An 18,872-nucleotide genomic window follows, 5' to 3' on the forward strand; every position below is an offset into this window, starting at 1 on the left:
CGCGCCCCAATGTCCGACAAAACACCCTCCACAACCCCCCGAACCGCACGGTCCGCGTCCAACCGCACATCAACCCCAGATCCTCGCTTCAGCCATTCGGGCATGTCGTTCGTTCCTTAGTTTCGTTATTGAAGTTAATTTGGGGATAGAGGGGGATTCGCAATTTTCAAGGCCAAAATTCCTCACTCACAGGCGAAAGTCCGGTCGCGACCTTTCGGCACATGGGCTTCATGGCTCGCTATTTTATTCACACACTCGATAGTGAATATTGACTCCAGTGAGAACATGACGGATAACCGGCTTCGGATCGGCGGCATACGACCGCCGACGGGAGGGAGAGTTTGTATGAAGGCTCAGCTTTTCGCGTCCGCCTCCGCGGCCGCCCTGTTCGCATTGCCCGCCACCGCCATGGCCCAGTCGAGCGAGACCGCCGCGCCGGCCGACGCGACCGCGCAGGGCAGTGCCCGCGATGGCGCGCGCGACGACCATGACATCATCGTGACCGCGACGCGCCGTACCGCGCGACTGCAGGATGTGCCGCTCAGCGTCACCGCCTTCGGGCAGGAACAGCTCGATGACCTCGGCATCGTCGGCTATGAGGGCATCGCGCAGAACACGCCGGGTATCGTCGTCAACCGGCCGACGCAGAATTTCAACAATTTCACGGCGCGCGGCATCAACACCAACGGCTATAGTGCCGGCCTCCAGAGCGCGGTCGCCATCTATGTCGACGAGCTGCCGATCTCCGCCAACGGCAATTCGACGATTCTCGATCCCAACCTCTACGACGTCGAGCGCGTCGAATTCCTGCGCGGTCCGCAGGGCACGCTGTTCGGGTCGAATTCGCTCGCCGGCGCGATGCGGATCATCACCAAAAGTCCCGACCTCGACGATTTCGAGGCGTCGGCCAGCGCCGACCTCGGCCTGACCGGCTCGCATGCACTACGCCAGCGTTACAATGCGATGCTCAACGTGCCGATCATGACCGACGAGATGGGGCTGCGCGTCACCGGCTATTACCGCAACGAGGATGGCTGGGTCGACAATATCGGCACGGGCATCAAGGATTCGAACAGCATGGAGGCCTATGGCGGCCGCGCGATCCTGCTGATGCAGCCCACCGACCGCATGAAGGTGAAGCTGCTCGCCTCCTATGAAAACAGCAAGCCCGCCGATTCGGCGCTGACCAACCCCGCGCTCGGCAAATTCGTGCGCAATTCGGATCGCCCCGACCTGTTCCAGGGCAAGCTCACCAATTACAATGTGACGATCAATTACGAGTTCGACTTCGCCGAGCTCATCAGCTCGACGACGCTGTCGGACTATGACGCGTCCTTCTATGTCGACCTTGCGGGAACCTTCGCGCAGACCATTCCCTTCGCACTGGACGCCTATGGCTATGACGACCTGTTCGTTCAGGAGACGCGCCTCGTCTCGCGCACCTCGGGCCCGATCGACTGGGTCGCGGGCTTCTTTTACTACGACAAGCGGCGCACGGTCGATTTCGCCTATCGCTCCACACAGGAATTTCTCGACGCGCGCGGGCTGACAGGGTTGCCCGACGAATATTATCAGCGCTTCAACAGCTATACCGACCAGACGGAGATCGCCGGCTTCGGTGAAGTGACCGCGCATCTCAGCGACAATTTCTGGATCACCGGCGGGCTGCGCTATGGCAGCACCCAGGTGCAGAGCTTCACGCGCGGCGGCGGCTATAACAGCAATTATCTGGCGCTCGCGCTCTCGGGCTTTCGGAATTTCCCGCTCACCGTGGCCGAGATTCCCTATGCCGAGGGGCTGAAGGTCAAGGACGACCGCCTGTCGTGGAAGACCAGCGTGTCGTGGAAGCCGGTGCCCGAGCTCACCACCTATGCAACGGTGTCGACGGGGTTCCGCACCCCGGTCGTCAATGCGCGCGCCGGGCTGGTCAGCGCGATCGACGAGAATGACATCGTCATTCCCGACGGCGCCAAGTCCGACAGTGTGACCAATTACGAGCTGGGCCTGAAGGGCCGCTGGCTGAACGGCGACCTGACCGCCAATCTCGCCGCCTATTATATCGACTGGAAGAATATCCAGGTGCAGGCGAACCGGGTGTCGGATTCGATCCAGTTCGCGACCAATATCGGCGCGGCGGAAAGCTATGGCCTCGAATTCGAGTTCGTCGCGCGGCCGGTCGCCGGGCTCAGCCTGTCGCTCAACGGGTCGTTCAACCGCGCCAAGGTGACCGATCTGACCGACAGCGAGGCGGCGATTTCCGGCGCCGAGCTCGGCACGCGGCTCGCCTCGCCGCATTTCCAGGGGTCGGGGACGTTGCGCTATGATTTCCCGATCGGCGACGGCAAGACCGCTTTCGCTTCGGTCAACGTCTCGCACGCCGGTTCTTTCCCGAACCAGTTCCCGAACGTGCCGGGCGATCCCGATACGATCAGCCCGACCTATGATTATACGCAGGCCTGGACCAACACGAACCTCTATGCCGGGACGAAACTGGGGGCGCTGAACCTCACCGCCTATGTCGAAAATCTGTTCGATTCCAGCAAGATCACCTATGTCCATCCCGAAGCCTTCCTCGACGGTCGCTATGCGCGGATGCGGCCGCGGACGATCGGCCTGCGCGCCGACTATCGTTTCTGATGGATCGCAGGGCCCGATGATCGCTCGCTCCTCGCTCTTCGCCCTCCTGCTCGCGGCGTTGCTCCCGGCGTCCGCCGCCGCCGAGCCGGTGGTCGCGGCGCCGGCGGGCGCGGTGCGCGGCGAGGCGGCGGACGGCATCCGCATCTTCAAGGGCATTCCCTATGCCGCCCCGCCGGTCGGCGCCGCGCGCTGGACCCCGCCGCGGCCGGCGCCCGACTGGCAGGGCGTGCGCGACGCGAGCGAATTCGGCCCGGCGTGCATGCAGCCGAAACCGCGCGCGGCGAGCATCTATAGCTGGGACCTGCCGGCGATGAGCGAGGATTGCCTGTCGCTCAACATCTGGGCGCCCGAAGGGGCGAAGGATGCGCCGGTCTTCGTCTGGATTCATGGCGGCTCGCTGGTCACGGGGTCAGGCGGCGATCCGCTCTACGACGGCAGCGCGCTGGCGAAGCGCGGGATGATCGTCGTGTCGATCAACTACCGGCTCGGCATGTTCGGCTGGTTCGCGCATCCGGCGCTCAGCGCGGAATCGCCGGACCATCTGTCGGGCAATTACGGGCTGCTCGACCAGATCGCGGCGCTCGAATGGGTGAAGCGCAACATCGGCGCTTTCGGCGGCGATGCGACGAATGTGACGATTGCGGGCGAGTCCGCGGGCGCGCTCAGCGTGATGTATCTGATGGCGGCGCCGCAGGCGCGCGGGCTGTTCGCCAAGGCGATTGCCGAGAGCGCCTATATGGTCTCCGCCCCCGGCCTTCGCGAACCGCTCAACGGCATGGTGCCCGCCGAGCAGCAGGGGGTGGCGCTCGCCGAAAAGCTCGGCGCGACCGATCTCGCGGCGCTGCGCGCGCTGTCGGCCGAGGATATCGCGAGCAAGCCGCCGACCTTCGGTTATTTCCCGTTCCCGGCGGTCGACGGCACGGTCGTGCCGCGCCAACTCGTCGAGACGTTCGACCGCGGCGAGCAGGCGCCGGTGCCGATCCTCGCCGGCTTCAACAGCGGCGAGATCCGTTCGCTGCGCTTCCTGCTGCCCAAGCCGCCCGCCGACGCGGCTGCCTATGAAACGGCGATCCGCGCCGGTTACGGCGAATTCGCCGATGCCTTTCTCGCGCGCTATCCGGCGAAGACGATCGAGGATTCGATGCTCGCGGCGACCCGCGACGCGATGTACGGCTGGACCGCCGAGCGGCTGGTGTCGAACCAGGCGGCGCTCGGCCAGCCCGCCTATTTCTATATCTTCGATCACGGCTATCCGGCGATGGAGCAATGGGGGCTGCATGCCTTCCATGCGTCCGAGCTGCCCTATGTGTTCGGCACCGCGGGCAAGACGCCGAAGCTGTGGCCGAAGATCCCCGACACGCTGGCCGAGCGCAAGCTGACCCGCGCGATGGGCGATTATTGGGCGAGCTTTGCGCGCAGCGCGAAGCCGCGGGCGGCGGGTGCCCCCGACTGGCCCGACTATGCCGATGATCGCGGTTTCGTCCATTTCGCGGACGAGCCGCGCGTCGCGCACAATCTCTTCCCAGGCACCGCCGCGCTCCACGAAGCGGTCGTGTGCCGCCGTCGCGCCGCGGGGAACATTCCGTGGAACTGGAACGTCGGCCTCGCCTCGCCGCCGCTGCCGCCCAAGGCCGAGGGGTGCCAATGATCGACGGATCGATGCAATCCTACGGACTGACGCTCGACAAATTCCTCTCCCACGCCGCCAAATGGCACCCCGACGCCGAAGTGGTGTCGGGCGCGGCGGACGGAGGCATCCGGCGCATCTCCTATGCGGCACTCCACGATCGGGCGCGCGGCGTCTCGGGCGCGCTCGCCGCGCTCGGCATCGGGCCGGGCGACCGCGTTGCGACGCTCGCCTGGAACACGCAGGGGCATGTGGAGGCATGGTACGGCATCATGGGGATGGGCGCGGTGTGCCACACCCTCAACCCGCGCCTGACTCCCGCGCAGCTCGCCTCGATGCTGGCGCAGTCGGAGGCGCGGGTGTTGCTCGTCAGCCCCGACCTGCTGCCGCTCGCGCGCGACGCTGGGGCGAACCTGCCCGCGTTGCGGCATATCCTGCTGCTCGACAGCGAAGCGGGGCAGGGGGATGCCGAGGCGTTCGACCCGCTGATCGCCGCCGCGCCGCGCGATAGCCGGTGGGGCGATTTCGACGAGATCACGCCCTCGGGCCTCTGTTTCACCTCGGGCAGCACCGGGGCGCCGAAGGGCGTCACCTACACCCATCGCGGTTGCTATCTGCATACCATGCGCCAGCTTCAGGCCGACGTGCTCGGGCCGACGGCGCGCGACGCGATCCTCGCGGTCGTGCCGATGTTCCACGCCAACGCCTGGGGCCTGCCCTTCGCGGCGCCGGCGGTGGGCGCGAAGCTGGTGCTGCCCGGCCGCCACAGCGACGGCGCGCATCTCGCGCGGCTGATCCGGTCGGAGGGCGTGACCGCGGCGGCAGGCGTGCCGACGGTATGGCTCGGCCTCGTCGAGCATCTGGAGGCCGAAGGCGGCGAGGTACCGACGCTCGAACGCATCCTCGTCGGCGGATCGGCGATGCCGCCGGCGCTGATGGAGCGGATCGAGCGACGGCTGGGCGCCGAGGTGCAGACGAGCTGGGGCATGACCGAGCTGTCGCCGCTGGGTACTGCGGCGCTGCCGGGTGACCCGGCGCGCCGGGCATCGCTGTCGGGCCGGCCGGCGGTCGGTATCGACCTGCTCATCACCGATGCCGACGGGGTGCCGCTGCTCGAACAGCGCGAGGCCGAGGGCCATCTGCGAGTGCGCGGCGGCACCGTCGTCGAGCGTTATTTCGGCCAACGCGAGCCCGCGACCGACGCCGCGGGCTGGTTCGACACCGGCGACCTCGCGCGCATCGACCGGGCGGGCAATCTGACGATCACCGGCCGCGCCAAGGATCTGATCAAGTCGGGCGGCGAATGGATCAATCCTGCCGAGATCGAAGCGCTGGTCGCGGCGCTGCCTCAGGTGTCGCTCGCCGCCGTCATCGGCCGCGCCGACCCGAAATGGGGCGAGCGGCCGATCCTGCTGATCGCGTGCGACCCGTCGGTCAGCGACGACGACCTGCTCGCGCCGCTGAAGGGCCGCGTCGCGCCCTGGTGGATTCCCGACGCGATCGTCCGCGTCGATCCGATGCCGCTCGCCCCGACCGGCAAGATCGACAAAATGCAATTGCGGGCGGAATATGGTCAGGTGTAGGCGCGAAGATGCTGCCGCGCCCGTCCCAAGGGCCTCGAAAGGGAAAGTGAATTTGGCGTCCAAGGCAAAACCCCAGACGAAACGGCCGTCCAAGGCCGAGCAGCGCGCCGAAACGATGGAGCAGATACTCGATACCGCCGAACATCTGTTTTCGAAGCACGGATTCTACGGCGTCACGCTGAAGGACGTCGCCAAGCGCGTCGGCGTCCATCACACGCTGGTCAATTATTATTTCGACGACAAGCAGACGCTGTTCGACGCCGTCTTCGCACGGCGCGCGGTCGTCACCATCGAAAAGCGGATGAAGGCGCTCGACGATTATGACCGCGCCGCAAAGGGGAAGCCCACCGTCGAGGGCGCGCTCCACGCCTTCCTCGACACCGACCTCGACCTCTATATTCAGGGCGGCGAGGGGTGGAAGAATTACGGGGCCTTCGGCGCGCAGGCGTCGAACAGCCCCGAGGGCGCCGAGTTCATGGACAAATATTTCGATCCCGTCGTCTTGCGCCTGATCGACATCCTCAAGAAGGCGCTGCCCGACGCGGCGGAAGAGGATATCTTCTGGGGCTATCATTTCGTGACCGGCGCGCTGATGCTCACCCTCGCGCGGACGGGGCGCATCGACAAATTGTCGCAGGGGCTGTGCCACTCGGACGATTATGCCGCGGTCAAGGCGCGCATGGCGCGCTTCATGGCGGCAGGCTTCCGGGAAATCTGCGAGCAGCGGAAACAGGACAGGGGCTGACGCGGAACGCGGGCGGCGCGGCATCCCCGCATGTCGCACGCCGCATCTTTCATTCACTCACAAGTGAGTTATAATCATTTCGGGAGAGGGCAGCGATGACAGGCGAATTGCAGGACCGGGTGGCGATCGTGACCGGCGCGGGCGGGGGACTCGGCCGCTCGCACGCGCTGCTGCTGGCGCGGCACGGCGCGCGGGTCGTGGTCAACGATGCCGATGCCGCCGCGGCCGAGCGCGTCGCGGCCGAGATCGAGGCGGACGGCGGCCGCGCGCTGGCCGCGCCGGCGTCGGTCACCGACGAGGCACAGGTCGCCGCGATGGTCCATTCGGCGACGCTCGCCTGGGGCGGCGTCGACATATTGGTCAACAATGCGGGCATTCTGCGCGATCGCAGTTTCGCCAAGATGGACCTCGCCGACTTCCGCCTCGTCGTCGAGGTGCATCTGATGGGCGCCGTCCTTTGCGCGAAGGCGGTGTGGGACCAGATGCGCGAGCGCTGTTTCGGCCGCATCGTGATGACGACCTCCTCGTCGGGACTCTACGGCAATTTCGGCCAGGCCAATTACGGCGCCGCCAAGATGGCGCTCGTCGGGTTGATGCAGACGCTCGCGCTCGAGGGCGAGAAATACAATGTCCGCGTCAACTGCCTCGCCCCCACCGCGGCGACGGGAATGACCGAGGGCGTGCTGGCGCCCGACGCGCTGGCCCGGCTGGCGCCCGAGGCCGTCAGCCCCGGTCTGCTCGCGCTGGTCGGCGAGGACGCGCCGACCCGCGCGATCCTCTGCGCGGGCGCCGGCCATTTCGCGAGCGCGCATGTCACGCTGACCGATGGAGCCTTCATCGGCAACGGTGGCGATGCCGGCGAGCGGCTGGTCGCCGCCTGGGACCGCGTCGTGGACCGCGAAGGGGAGGTGGTTCCCGCCTATGGCTTCACGCAGGCCGAACGCGAACTGGCGAGCGCCGGTTTCGACGCGCCGACCATGGCGGTCGCGCGCTGACGATTTTTTCGGGGTGAGACGGGCCGCCAACAGAGCCCACCACCGCCGGATCGAACGGGAGAGAGACTGATGGCTACCGAGAGCGAAGCGCCGCCGGCCGGCGCCCCGAAGGCGCGCAGCGAGACGCTGGTGATCGCCGCGTCGTCGCTGGGCACGGTGTTCGAATGGTATGATTTCTACCTCTACGGCTTGCTCGCCAGCGCGATCTCGGTCCACTTCTTCGCCGGGGTCAACGAGACGACGGGCTTCATCCTCGCGCTGATGGCCTTTGCCGCGGGTTTCGCCATCCGTCCCTTCGGCGCGCTGGTGTTCGGCCGCGTCGGCGATATCGTCGGGCGCAAGAACACCTTTCTCGTCACCATGGCGATCATGGGGCTGTCGACCTTCGCGGTCGGCTTCCTGCCCGGCTACGACAGCATCGGCATCGCGGCCCCGATCATCCTGATGCTGCTGCGGCTGCTTCAGGGGCTTGCGATCGGCGGCGAATATGGCGGTGCGGCGGTCTATATCGCCGAACATGCGCCGCCCGGAAAGCGCGGCTTCTATACCAGCTTCATCCAGACCACCGCGATGATCGGGCTGATCCTCGCCTCGACCTTCGTCGTGTCGCTGCGCCTGTTCATGGATGCCGAGACCTTCAATGCGTGGGGCTGGCGACTTCCCTTCATCTTCTCGATCCTATTGCTCTCTGTCGCGCTCTGGATCCGGCTGCAGCTGGAGGAAAGCCCGGTGTTCCAGCGGATGAAGCAGGCGGGCGCAACGTCGAATGCGCCGCTCAAGGAAGCGTTCGGCGAATGGCGCAACCTGAAGCTTGTCCTGCTCGCGCTGTTCGGCGCGGTCGCGGGGCAGGCGGTGATCGGTTTCGCCGCGCATCTCTATCCGCTCTTCTATCTCGAACGCATCGCGCGGGTCGACGGCGCCACCGCCAATTTCCTCGTCGCCACCGCGCTGACCATCATCATCCCCAGCTTCGTCTTCTTCGGCTGGCTCAGCGACAAGATCGGGCGCAAGCCGATCATGATGACCGCCTGCGTCATCGCGGTCTTCACCTATTTCCCGCTCTACAAGGCGCTGGTGGTGGCGGCCAATCCGGCGATGGCGGCGGCGGTCGATCAGGCGCCGGTCGCGGTCGTCGCCGACGCGGGCGAATGCTCGTTCCAGTTCGACCCGATCGGCCGCAACAGGTTCGACGGCACGAGCTGCGATATCGTCAAGGCCTATCTGGCGCGCAGCGGGGTCAATTACACGAACGTCGAAGCCGCCCCCGGCACGGTCGCGGTCGCGCGCATCGGCGACGAGGTCCACCGGGCACCCGACCCCCGCGCGCTGACCGGCGCGGCGCGGGAGAGCGCCATCGCCGCCTTTCAGCAGGATCTCCACGCCGGGCTGACCCGCGCCGGCTATCCCGCCGCCGCCGACCCGGCCCAGGTCGACAAGGTGAAGGTGATCGGCATCCTCTGCATCTTCGGCCTGCTCGCGACGATGGTCTATGGACCGCTCGCCGCGCTGCTCGTCGAGCTGTTCCCGGCGCGTATCCGCTACAGCTCGCTGTCGCTGCCCTATCATATCGGCAACGGCTGGATCGGGGGTTTCATGCCGACGATCGGCTTCGCGATGGTCGCCGCGACGGGCAATATCTATCAGGGACTCTGGTATGCGGTCGTCTTCGCCGCGATCACCGCGGTCGTCGGCATCCTCTTCCTGCCCGAAACCTACAAGCGCGACATCGAGGCATAGGAGGCGCTCAGGCTCGCGCCGCCTCCGCCAGCAGCGTCGCGAACGCCGCCGTGGTCGCCGCGACGCTCGCCGCGTCGATGCAGCGGGCGTCGTCGCCCGCGACATGGTGAAAGCGGTGCAGCCCGAACACGCCGGCGACAGAGGCATAGCCCGCGGCGATGATCGCGCTTAGTTCGCCCGCCGACAAAGCGTCGCTCGAATAGGGACTCTCGAGCCCCGCCAGCCCCGCGAACAGCCGCCGCGCGGTGGGCAGCAGTGGCGGGCTGACGACCAGATAGCGCTGCGAATCGGTCCCGGCGAGCGGGGAAAGCCCGAACAGCCCTTCGTGCCAGTCGCGGGCGGCGAGATTGGCGCCCAGGTGGAGCCAGAAATGCGTCTCCGCCGGTTTCGGCGCCGCGGCTTTCAGGGCTTCCTCGGCGCCCAGATTCTCATATTCATGGCCGCTGTTGCACAGGAAGGCGAGGTCGTGATCGGGCAGCATCGCCGGCGCGCGCCGCGCGAGGTCGAGCCACGCCGCGATGCCGCCGCCCCGCTCGCCCGCGCAGCCGTACCAGCCCGATCGCGGGGTCGATACCACGACCCAGCGTCCCTTGCCGCGATCGAGCCGCCCGATGACGTTGAACGCGGGTCGCCGCCCGCCGCGCCCGGTCAGCGTCATCGTCACCCGCTCGTGCCGCATCGCCGCGGCGAGGAACGGCGCGGCATCGGCGGGGGCGAGCAGGCCGACCGGCCCCGCGAACATCGGCGCGCGGCCGTCGGCGTTGAGCGCGATGACCTGCCCGGTCGGCCCGTTGGTGACGACGGCCGCCGCCCGCGCGCCGCCCGCGAACGCGGCTTCGATGGGTGCGCGGACCGGCTTGGCGAGCGCCGACGACCAGCGGCCATAGGGCAGGTCGACCAGCGCCACCGCGCCGGACAGCGGCGCGTCGGCCTGCCCATGCGGATCGACGCGCACCAGCGGCCCCGTCACGCCGCCCGCGGAGGTCGGCACGACGATCGGCTGCGGCTCCAGCGCCGCCCGCGCGCCGCCGACCGTGACCTCGCATCGTCCAGCCTCGAACCAGGGCACGTCGATCGGCGGCGTCTCGACCGCGAAGCCCGCACGGCTCAGTTCGCCCGCGAGCCAATGCCCGCAGGCGGTATCGCCGCCGCCGCCCGACCGCTTGCTGCCGAAGCCGATATAGGCCGACAGGTCGGCGGCGATGCGATCCTGCGTCCCTGCCGCCGGGCCCGTCGTCGCGGCGAGGGGCACCGTCGTCGCTCCGGCCAGAAAGCTGCGCCTTGTCGGTCCCCACATATCCTCGTCTCCCTTTTGAGCATTGTCGGAACTCGGTCCGGAGTCCCTCTTCATCGAAGCCGGCGGTGATGCAGTCTGGCTTTGGAAGGCGCCGTTCCCTGTCTCGTCACCCCGGACTTGATCCGGGGTGACGAAGAAGGTGAAATCACGCGCCCGCTTTCAAACCGAGTCACCACCCCAAAGCCGGACCACTTGATATTCACTCACGAGTGAGCGTAAATCGCGGGATGGACGATGGCAAGCATCGCCGCCGGGAAGGGGAATGCCGATGAAGCGTCTGTTATCGCTCTTTACCTTGGCGCTTGCGGGGCTCGGCGTCCCGGCAATCGCCGCGGACCCGCCGACCGCGACGACCGCGCAGGGCCGCGTCGCAGGGCTGTGGGACGAGGGACTGCACGTCTTCAAGGGCATCCCCTATGCGCAGCCGCCGGTCGGCGAACGGCGCTGGCGTCCGCCCGCACCGGCCGTGTCCTGGCCGGGCGTGCGCGCGGCGCACGCCTTCGGCCCCGATTGCGTCCAGCCGCCCTATCCCGCCGACAGCGTCTATTTCGAGCCGGCGCGGCCGATGAGCGAGGATTGCCTGACCCTCAATATCTGGGCGCCGAAGGCGGCGAAGGACGCACCGGTCATCGTCTGGATTCACGGCGGCGCCCTGCAATATGGCGGCAGCGCGGGCCCGATGTACGACGGCCGCGAATATGCGAAGCGCGGCATCGTCTTCGTGTCGATCAACTATCGCCTCGGCGTTCTCGGCTGGCTCGCGCACCCGGCGCTCAGCGCCGAATCGCCGGACGGCGTTTCGGGCAATTACGGCCTGCTCGACCAGATCGCGGCGCTGCAATGGGTGCGGGGCAATATCGCGGCCTTCGGCGGCGATCCGGCCCGCGTCACCGCGATGGGGGAATCGGCGGGCGCGCTCAGCATCGCCTATCTGCTCGCCAGCCCGCGCGCCCGCGGCCTGTTCGGCCGGGCGATCGTCCAGAGCGCCAATATGCGCGCCGTGCCCGCGTTGCGCGTCGCCGCTTACGGCATGCTTTCCGCCGAGGCGACCGGAACCGCGCTGGCCGACAGCGTCGGCGCAGAAGACCTCGCGGCGCTGCGCCGCATCGACGCGAAGGCGCTGGTTGCGGCCGGCCTGCGCGCCCGCTTCGTCGCCCAGCCGACCGTCGACGGCGCGATCCTGCCCGACCAGCTCGTCGCCGTTTTCGACCGCGGCGAGCAGATGAAGATCCCGGTGCTCGCGGGCTTCAACAGCGGTGAGGTCCGCAGCCAGCGCCGGCTCGTGCCTCCCGTTCCCGTGGATGCCGCGGCCTATGAGGCCGGCATCCGGCGGCGCTACGGCGACCTCGCGCCCGCCTTCCTGCGCCTCTATCCCGCCTCGGCGATGGAGGAGGGCCTGATCGCGGCGACGCGCGACGCGATCTATGGTTGGGCGGTCGAGCGACTGGTGCGGCAACAGAGCGCGGCCGGGCAGCCCTCCTACCTCTATGTCTTCGATCATTGCTACGACGCGGCGCGGGTGCGAAAGCTGTGCGCCTTCCATGCCAGCGAACTGCCTTTCGTCTTCGGCATGGCGGGGCGAGTGATGGACGGCGCTCCCAACTGGCCCGCGGCGCTGGGGGCGGAGGATCGCCGGCTGGCGTATCAGATGACCGACTATTGGACGAGCTTTGCGGCGCAGGGAATCCCGTCGGCCGCCGGAGCGCCGGCGTGGGCACCTTATGGCGCGGCGGAAAATTTCATGCGCTTCGGCGCCGTTCCGGCCCTTCGGCAGGACGCCTTTCCCGGCATGTTCGAATTTCGCGAAGAGGTGGTGAAGCGTCGTCGCGCGAAGGGCCGGCAATGGTTCGGCGATATCGGCCCGGTGCCCGCCGACGCCCGATAATCCGCATAAGCGCAAACCCTCTTGCCAGCCATACATCTTCGCATATGATAGCGCTATCAAAATCGGAGGGAGAGGCGATATGCGCGCGGTGGTGGGGGCTGCCCTTTTGGGGCTCGCAAGCGGCGCTGGTGCGCCTGCGTCCGCGACGGTGCAGCCGGACGCTACCGCGCAGCCCGCGCAGGCGCATCCCGATATCTGGCCGCGCTACCGCTATCCCGCGACGCTGACCGACGCACAGGACGCGCGCGTCGCCGAACTGCTCGCGCGCATGACGGTGGAGGAAAAGATCGGCCAGCTCGTCCAGGGCGACCTCTGTTGCGTGACCCCGGCCGACGTGCGCCGCTATCATCTCGGCTCGATCCTCGTCGGCGGCAACAGCGGGCCGCACGGCGACGACCTCGCGCCGCCCGCCGACTGGCTGAAGGCCGCGGACGATTTTTACGCGGCGTCGGTCGACAAGAGCGGCGGCGGCGGCGTCGCGATCCCCGTCATCTGGGGCATCGACGCGGTCCACGGCCATTCGAACATCGTCGGCGCGACGCTCTTTCCACACAATATCGGCCTCGGCGCCGCGAACGATCCGGCGCTGATCGAGCGGATCGGCGCCGCGACCGCGACCGAGATCCGCGCGACGGGGCAGGAATGGACCTTCGCGCCGACTGTCGCGGTGCCGCAGGATTTCCGCTGGGGCCGCGCCTATGAAGGCTATTCGTCCGACCCGCACCGCGTTGCCGCGGCGGCCGGGGCGATGATCCGCGGGCTGCAGGGACCGCCGGGCGGCACGAACCTGCTTGCCGCGGGCAAGGTAATCGCCTCGGCCAAGCATTTCCTTGCCGACGGCGGGACGAAGGACGGCGTCGACCAGGGCAATGCCGACATCGGCGAGCAGGAACTGCGCGACATCCACGGCTTGCCCTATGGCGCGGTGCTCGAAAACGGCGTCGCGACGGTGATGCTCAGCTTCTCGAGCTGGCAGAGACGCAAGATCACTGGCAACCGCAGCCTCGTCACCGATGTGCTCAAGGATCGCATGGGCTTCGGCGGTTTCACCGTTTCCGACTGGAACGCGCACGGGCAGGTCGAAGGCTGCACCAACGCAAGCTGCCCGCAGGCGCTTCTCGCCGGGCTCGACATGTACATGGCGCCCGATAGCTGGAAGCCGATCTACGAAGACCTGCTGGCACGCGCGAAGGCTGGCACCGTCCCGATGGCACGGATCGACGATGCGGTGCGGCGTATCCTGCGCGTCAAGTTGCGCCTCGGCCTGTTCGAGGCGGGCAAGCCGTCGAGCCGTCCGCTTTCGGGCCGTTTCGACCTGCTCGGGTCGCCCGATCACCGCGCGATCGCGCGCGAGGCGGTGCGCAAGTCGCTCGTGCTGCTCAAGAATCGGGACGTGCTGCCCCTGAAGCCCGGCGGACGCCTGCTCGTCGCGGGTGAGGGCGCCGACGATATCGCCCGCCAGTCGGGCGGCTGGACGCTGAGCTGGCAGGGCACCGGCCTGACCAACGCCAATTTCCCCGGCGCGACCAGCCTGTGGGGCGGCCTCAAGCAGGCGGTCGAGGCGGCGGGTGGCCGCGCCGAACTTGTCCCCGACGGCGGCTGGACGCAGCGGCCCGACGCGGCGATCGTCGTCTTCGGCGAAAAGCCTTATGCCGAATTTCAGGGCGACCGCGCGACCCTCGCGCTCGATGCCGAGCTGACCGGACCCTATGCGACGATGCGCAAGCTGAAGGCGCAGGGCATTCCCGTCGTCGCGGTGATGCTCAGCGGCCGGCCGCTCTATGTGAACCCGGCGCTCAACACCGCCGACGCCTTCGTCGCCGCCTGGCTGCCGGGATCGGAGGGGGAGGGGGTCGCCGACGTGCTGATCGGCGATGCGGCGGGACGGCCGCGCTTCGACTTCGCCGGCACGCTCCCCGCCGCCTGGCCGCGCACCCCCGACATGGCCGACGGCGCGCTCTTCCCGCTCGGCTACGGCCTGACCTACGCCTCGCCCGCAACGCCGTGGGCTCCCTTGCCGGAAGTCGCCGTCGACGCCGCGGCCGACCGACATAGCTGGTTCGCGAAAGGCGTACCGGCCGCAAGCTGGTCGCTCGTCGTCGCGGGGCCGGGCGGCGATCGGCAGACGCGCGTCACCGCCGTTCCCGCGCAGGCGCTTGGCGGGCGTGTCATCGTCACCGCGACCGACCATCGGGTCCAGGAAGGCGCGCGGCGCTTCGCGATTGCGGGCGGCGATGCCGCGATCCGCCTCCAGCGCTTCGAGCCGCTCGACCTGTCGCGCGAGGCCAATGGCGACGTGCTGCTGCTCGCGACGCTCAAGGTCGCGAAGGCGCCCGCGCGCGCCGAGATCGCGGTGGCCGCGGGCGAGCGCATCGCCGCCGTGCCGGTGTCGCTGCCCGCCGGCGGCGCCTATGTCCGCTACGGCCTGCCGCTCAAATGCCTGCAGGCGAAGGGTGCCGACGTCGCGCATCTGACCGCGCCCTTCATCCTGCGCACGTCGGGCGCCGCCGATATTTCGCTCGCCGAGGTCCGCATCGGCACCGACGCGGAGCAGGTGCTGCGCTGCCCGTGACCGAGCTCGACAGCCTCGACGCCGCCGAGCGCGACTGCTTCGAGCGCGACTATCGCGCTGCGGGGCGCCCGGCGGTGATCCGGGGCCTTGTCCGCGACTGGCCGATCGTCGAGCTGGGCCGGCGCGACTGGCGCGCCGCGCTCGCCGCCATCGCGGCGCGCGACAGCGGCGCCCCCGCCGACATCATGATCGCGCCGGCCAGCGCAAAGGGCCGCTTCTTCTATGGCCCCGATCTGCGCGGCTTCAATTTCCAGCGCGACCGCGGCCCCCTCGCGCGTCTCGCGCAGCATCTCGTCGAGATCGCGGATCGGGCCGAGCCGGTCGCCATCTATGCCGGCGCGGCCGCTCTCGACGTCCACCTGCCCGGCTTCGCCGCCGAGCACCCCTTTTCGCTGGTGGAAAGCGCGACCGCGCGCGTCTGGCTCGGCAACGCGACCGAGGTCGCGACCCATTTCGACCTGTCGGACAATTTCGCCGTCGTAGCGCTCGGCCGCCGTCGCTTTACCCTGTTTCCGCCCGGCGCGACCGCCGACCTCTATGTCGGCCCGCTCAACCATACGCTTGCCGGCCAGCCGGTGAGCATGGTCGACCCGCTCGCGCCCGATCGCCAGCGTTACCCGCGCTACGCGAGGGCCGAGGCGCAGGCGCAGACCGCCGACCTCGAACCCGGCGACGCCATCTATATCCCCGCGCTCTGGTGGCACCATGTCCAGGCGACCGGGCCCGCGAACATGCTGGTCAATTACTGGCACAACGACGCCGCGCACGGCGGCGGCTTCACCGCGCTCGTCCACGCATTGCTCGCGATCCGCGACCTGCCGCCCGCGCAGCGTGAGGGCTGGCGCGCGTGGTTCGACCATTTCGTTTTCGGCGCCGAGGCGGCGGATGCCGCCGCGCACCTGCCGCCGCCCGCGCGCGGCGTCGCCGGCCCGGCTGGCCCCGAACGCGACGAGATGATCCGCCGCTATCTGCTCACCGTCCTGTCCAGTTGAAAGGGTCCCTCATGCTTCGTATCCCGTTCCTGCTCTCCGCGGCGCTCCTCCTCGCCGTCCCGGCCGCGGCCGAAGAGGCGAAGGGACTCCCCGTCGGTGCTTGCATCAACATGGGCAACAGCCTGGAAACGATGGTCGAAAGCCAGGACGGCAAGCGCATCGACGCCGCCGATTTCGCGCGCATCCGCGCCGCGGGCTTCACCACCGTCCGCATCCCGGTGCGCTGGATGCACCGCAGTCGCGAGACGGCACCCCACACGATCGACCCTGCCTTCCTGGACCGGGTCGAGGCGGTGGTCGACCAGGCGCTCGCCGCCGACCTCAACGTCATCCTCAACAGCCATCATTTCGACGCGCTCGACAAGGACCCCGCCGCGACCGCGCCCTGGCTCGCCGCCGTGTGGAAACAGGTCGCGGCACGCTTCGCCGCCAGGCCCGAGGCCAGACTGTGGTTCGAGATCAGCAACGAACCGCACGACAAGCTGACCAACGCCAATCTGCTCGCCACGCTCGCCCCCGCGCTTGCGGCGATCCGCGCGACCAACCCCACGCGCGCGGTGGTGATCGGCGGCGAGAATTGGAGCGGCATCGACTCGCTCGTGACGCTCGACCTTCCCGACGATCCGAACGTCTATCCCACCTTCCATTATTACGAGCCGTTCGACTTCACCCATCAGGGCGCGACCTGGGTCGATCCGTCGCCGCCGCTCGGCCGCCTCTACGGGACGCAGGCCGATGCCGACCGGCTCGCCGCCGACGTCGAAAAGATCCGCCGCTATATCGCGCGCACGGGCAGGAAGCCCTTCATCGGCGAAACCGGCGCCTATGAGGCGATCCCGCTCGCCGGTCGCGTGCAATATCACCGCGCGGTCCACGATGCCTTCGCACCGCTCGATCTCGGCATCTGCGCCTGGGCCTATACCAATACCTTCCCCTTCTGGGACCGGAAGGCACGGCAGTGGCTGCCGGGCTTGCGCGCGGCCTTCGGCTTGCCCGAAAATGAGGGGGCGAGCGAATGACGAGCTTCTCGAAGCATCGTCCTTTCCTTCGCGAGCACGAAGGACGGCCCTTCGACAAGCTCCGGGCGAGCGGGTTCGAGAAAGAAGAGGCTAATCCCCCGCGACCGCATAAGGTCCGACCACCAGCCCGGTGAACAGCCCGGCGTGGACCGACGCCAGCGGCTCGACATTCACGGCCGGCGCCAGCGTCCGCCATGCCTCGCTGGTGCGCCACGCGAGCGCCGCCTTGCCGCCGTTGATCGTCAGCCGCAACGAAACCGCGCCTTCGCCCAGCGGCTGCGACGCCAGCATCTCGCCGCGCTCGCTCTCCGCAGCGACCACCCGCCGCCGCGCGACGATCCGCCGTTCGCCCGCCACGCGCTCGACCCCAAAGGCCAGGAAATGCGCCTCGTCCATATAGGCGAGCAGCCCCGCAAAATCGCCGTCGCGCGCGGGCGCGAAGCGCAACCGGGTTTCGTAAACGGCGTCATGGTGCCGCAGCCGCCGCCCGACGAACGCCGGTTGGCCCAGGCGCCCCGCGGGGTCGGGCCGCGCGCGCAGCACCAGTTCGCCCGAGTTCAGCGCCGACCAGCCGTGGCGGTTGCTCCCGCGCAGCCATATCCACTCGGGGGACAGCGCGGGCGCGTCGAAATCGTCGCTCCAGGCGCTGCGGTCGATCGCCGTATCGGTGGGCAGGTCGGGCCGCCGCACCAGCGGCGGCATCGCCTCGCCGGGGTCCAGGAAGCGCGGCCAGCCCGCCTCCCATCGCACCGGCAACAGAAAGGTCTCGCGCCCCATCAGCGTCGATTGCCCGGCGAACGGCCGCGTCGCGAGGAACACGCCCCACCAGCGCCCATCGGAAAGCGCGACCAGATCGGCGTGTCCCGCCGCCTCGATCCGGTCGGCGCGGCCGGGCGGCAGGTCGCGCTGGGTCAGGATCGGATTGGTCGGCCCGGGCACATAGGGGCCGTCGGGGCGCGCGGCGCGATAGATGGTCTGCGAATGGCGCTCCGCGGTGCCGCCCTCGGCCGCGGTCAGATAATAGGCGCCGTCGACCTTGTAGATATGCGGCCCTTCAGCCCACACCGGCTTGTCCTGCGGGCGGACGCCGCCGTCGACGATGACCTTGCGCGGCCCGACGAGCGCACCGGCCTTCAGGTCGAAGCGCTGAATCCAGATCGCGCGATGCCCCTCATAGCGCGGCGCGCCTTCGGGCGGCCCGTTGTTGACCAGCCACGCGCTGCCGTCCGCATCGACGAACAGCGACGGGTCGATCCCGTCGAAATCGAGCCAGTGCGGCGCGGACCACGGCCCGGCCGGGTCGCGCGCGGTGACATAGAAATTGCCGCCGCACGCGATGCAGGTGGTGAAGATGTAAAAGCGCCCGTCATGATATTGGATCGCCGGCGCAAAGATGCCGCGATCGGTGCCGATCCCGGTGAAGTCGACCAGGCCGGGGCGGTCGATCGCATGGCCGATCAGCCGCCAGTTCACCAGGTCGCGGCTGTGAAAGATCGGGATGCCGGGAAACCAGGCGAAGGTCGAATTGACCAGATAGAAATCCGCGCCGACGCGGACGATCGACGGGTCGGGGTGAAAGCCCGGCAATACCGGGTTGCGCATCATGTCCCGTGGCGCGGGGGCGGGCGGGGCCGTCGCGCGATAGCTGACCTCCTCGAAATGGGCGACCGGCTGCGCCGCGGCGGGTGCTGCGATCAGAGCTGCCGCGAGCAGCGTTTCGCGAATCGATGCCACCTTCATTTGTCCCTCCCGCTTGCTTTCGACCTTGCCTCGTTCGGAACAG

Annotated in this window: 12 protein-coding genes; 10 read left to right on the forward strand and 2 right to left on the reverse strand. The window is 68.6% G+C overall.

Annotated elements, in window-relative coordinates; translation table 11 throughout:
* Positions 1-345 precede the first annotated feature (345 nt).
* The 6 genes from FHR21_RS10510 to FHR21_RS10535 all read left to right on the forward strand — a co-directional run bounded on the left by FHR21_RS10510 (position 346) and on the right by FHR21_RS10535 (position 9,324).
* Entirely contained in the window at positions 346-2,637 is a 2,292-nt protein-coding gene (locus FHR21_RS10510; protein ID WP_184097985.1) for a TonB-dependent receptor, read from the forward strand.
* Between the two features lie 16 nt (positions 2,638-2,653).
* On the forward strand, positions 2,654-4,285 hold the full coding sequence (locus tag FHR21_RS10515) for a carboxylesterase/lipase family protein (RefSeq protein WP_184097987.1): 1,632 nt from the start codon (positions 2,654-2,656) through the stop codon (positions 4,283-4,285).
* Positions 4,282-5,847 carry an AMP-binding protein gene (locus FHR21_RS10520; protein ID WP_184097989.1) on the forward strand — a complete coding sequence of 522 codons (1,566 nt, stop codon included), beginning with the start codon at positions 4,282-4,284 and terminating at the stop codon, positions 5,845-5,847. The genes FHR21_RS10515 and FHR21_RS10520 overlap by 4 nt, the downstream gene beginning before the upstream one ends.
* 46 nt (positions 5,848-5,893) lie before the next feature.
* Positions 5,894-6,592, forward strand: coding sequence for a TetR/AcrR family transcriptional regulator (locus tag FHR21_RS10525; protein WP_338113128.1), 699 nt, complete (start codon positions 5,894-5,896; stop codon positions 6,590-6,592).
* Between the two features lie 95 nt (positions 6,593-6,687).
* Positions 6,688-7,587: an SDR family NAD(P)-dependent oxidoreductase gene (locus tag FHR21_RS10530; protein WP_184097993.1), complete on the forward strand. Its 900-nt coding sequence runs from the start codon at positions 6,688-6,690 to the stop codon at positions 7,585-7,587.
* Positions 7,588-7,656: 69 nt separating this feature from the next.
* Positions 7,657-9,324, forward strand: coding sequence for an MFS transporter (locus FHR21_RS10535; protein WP_184097995.1), 1,668 nt, complete (start codon positions 7,657-7,659; stop codon positions 9,322-9,324).
* A 7-nt stretch (positions 9,325-9,331) separates the two neighbouring features.
* Here FHR21_RS10535 and FHR21_RS10540 read toward each other — a convergent pair whose 3' ends face one another.
* Positions 9,332-10,621 carry a hypothetical protein gene (locus FHR21_RS10540; protein ID WP_184097997.1) on the reverse strand — a complete coding sequence of 430 codons (1,290 nt, stop codon included), beginning with the start codon at positions 10,619-10,621 and terminating at the stop codon, positions 9,332-9,334.
* A gap of 268 nt (positions 10,622-10,889) precedes the next feature.
* Between FHR21_RS10540 and FHR21_RS10545 the strand changes: the two genes are divergently transcribed.
* The 4 genes from FHR21_RS10545 (at position 10,890) to FHR21_RS10560 (ending at position 17,089) form a co-directional block, all read left to right on the forward strand.
* Entirely contained in the window at positions 10,890-12,506 is a 1,617-nt protein-coding gene (locus tag FHR21_RS10545; protein WP_221235126.1) for a carboxylesterase/lipase family protein, read from the forward strand.
* Positions 12,507-12,654: 148 nt separating this feature from the next.
* On the forward strand, positions 12,655-15,078 hold the full coding sequence (locus FHR21_RS10550; RefSeq protein ID WP_338113129.1) for a glycoside hydrolase family 3 protein: 2,424 nt from the start codon (positions 12,655-12,657) through the stop codon (positions 15,076-15,078).
* Positions 15,075-16,070, forward strand: coding sequence for a cupin-like domain-containing protein (locus FHR21_RS10555; RefSeq protein ID WP_184098003.1), 996 nt, complete (start codon positions 15,075-15,077; stop codon positions 16,068-16,070). Before FHR21_RS10550 ends, FHR21_RS10555 begins: the two co-directional genes overlap by 4 nt.
* 11 nt (positions 16,071-16,081) lie before the next feature.
* The gene (locus FHR21_RS10560) at positions 16,082-17,089 is read left to right on the forward strand and encodes a glycoside hydrolase family 5 protein (RefSeq protein ID WP_184098005.1); all 1,008 of its coding nucleotides are present in this window, start codon (positions 16,082-16,084) and stop codon (positions 17,087-17,089) included.
* 90 nt (positions 17,090-17,179) lie between these two features.
* On the opposite strand, the gene FHR21_RS10565 is transcribed toward FHR21_RS10560, so the two are convergent.
* Positions 17,180-18,829: a glycoside hydrolase family 43 protein gene (locus FHR21_RS10565; protein ID WP_184098007.1), complete on the reverse strand. Its 1,650-nt coding sequence runs from the start codon at positions 18,827-18,829 to the stop codon at positions 17,180-17,182.
* Positions 18,830-18,872 lie beyond the last annotated feature (43 nt).

The organism is Sphingopyxis panaciterrulae (genome assembly GCF_014199295.1).
GTDB classification, from domain to species: Bacteria; Pseudomonadota; Alphaproteobacteria; order Sphingomonadales; family Sphingomonadaceae; genus Sphingopyxis; species Sphingopyxis panaciterrulae.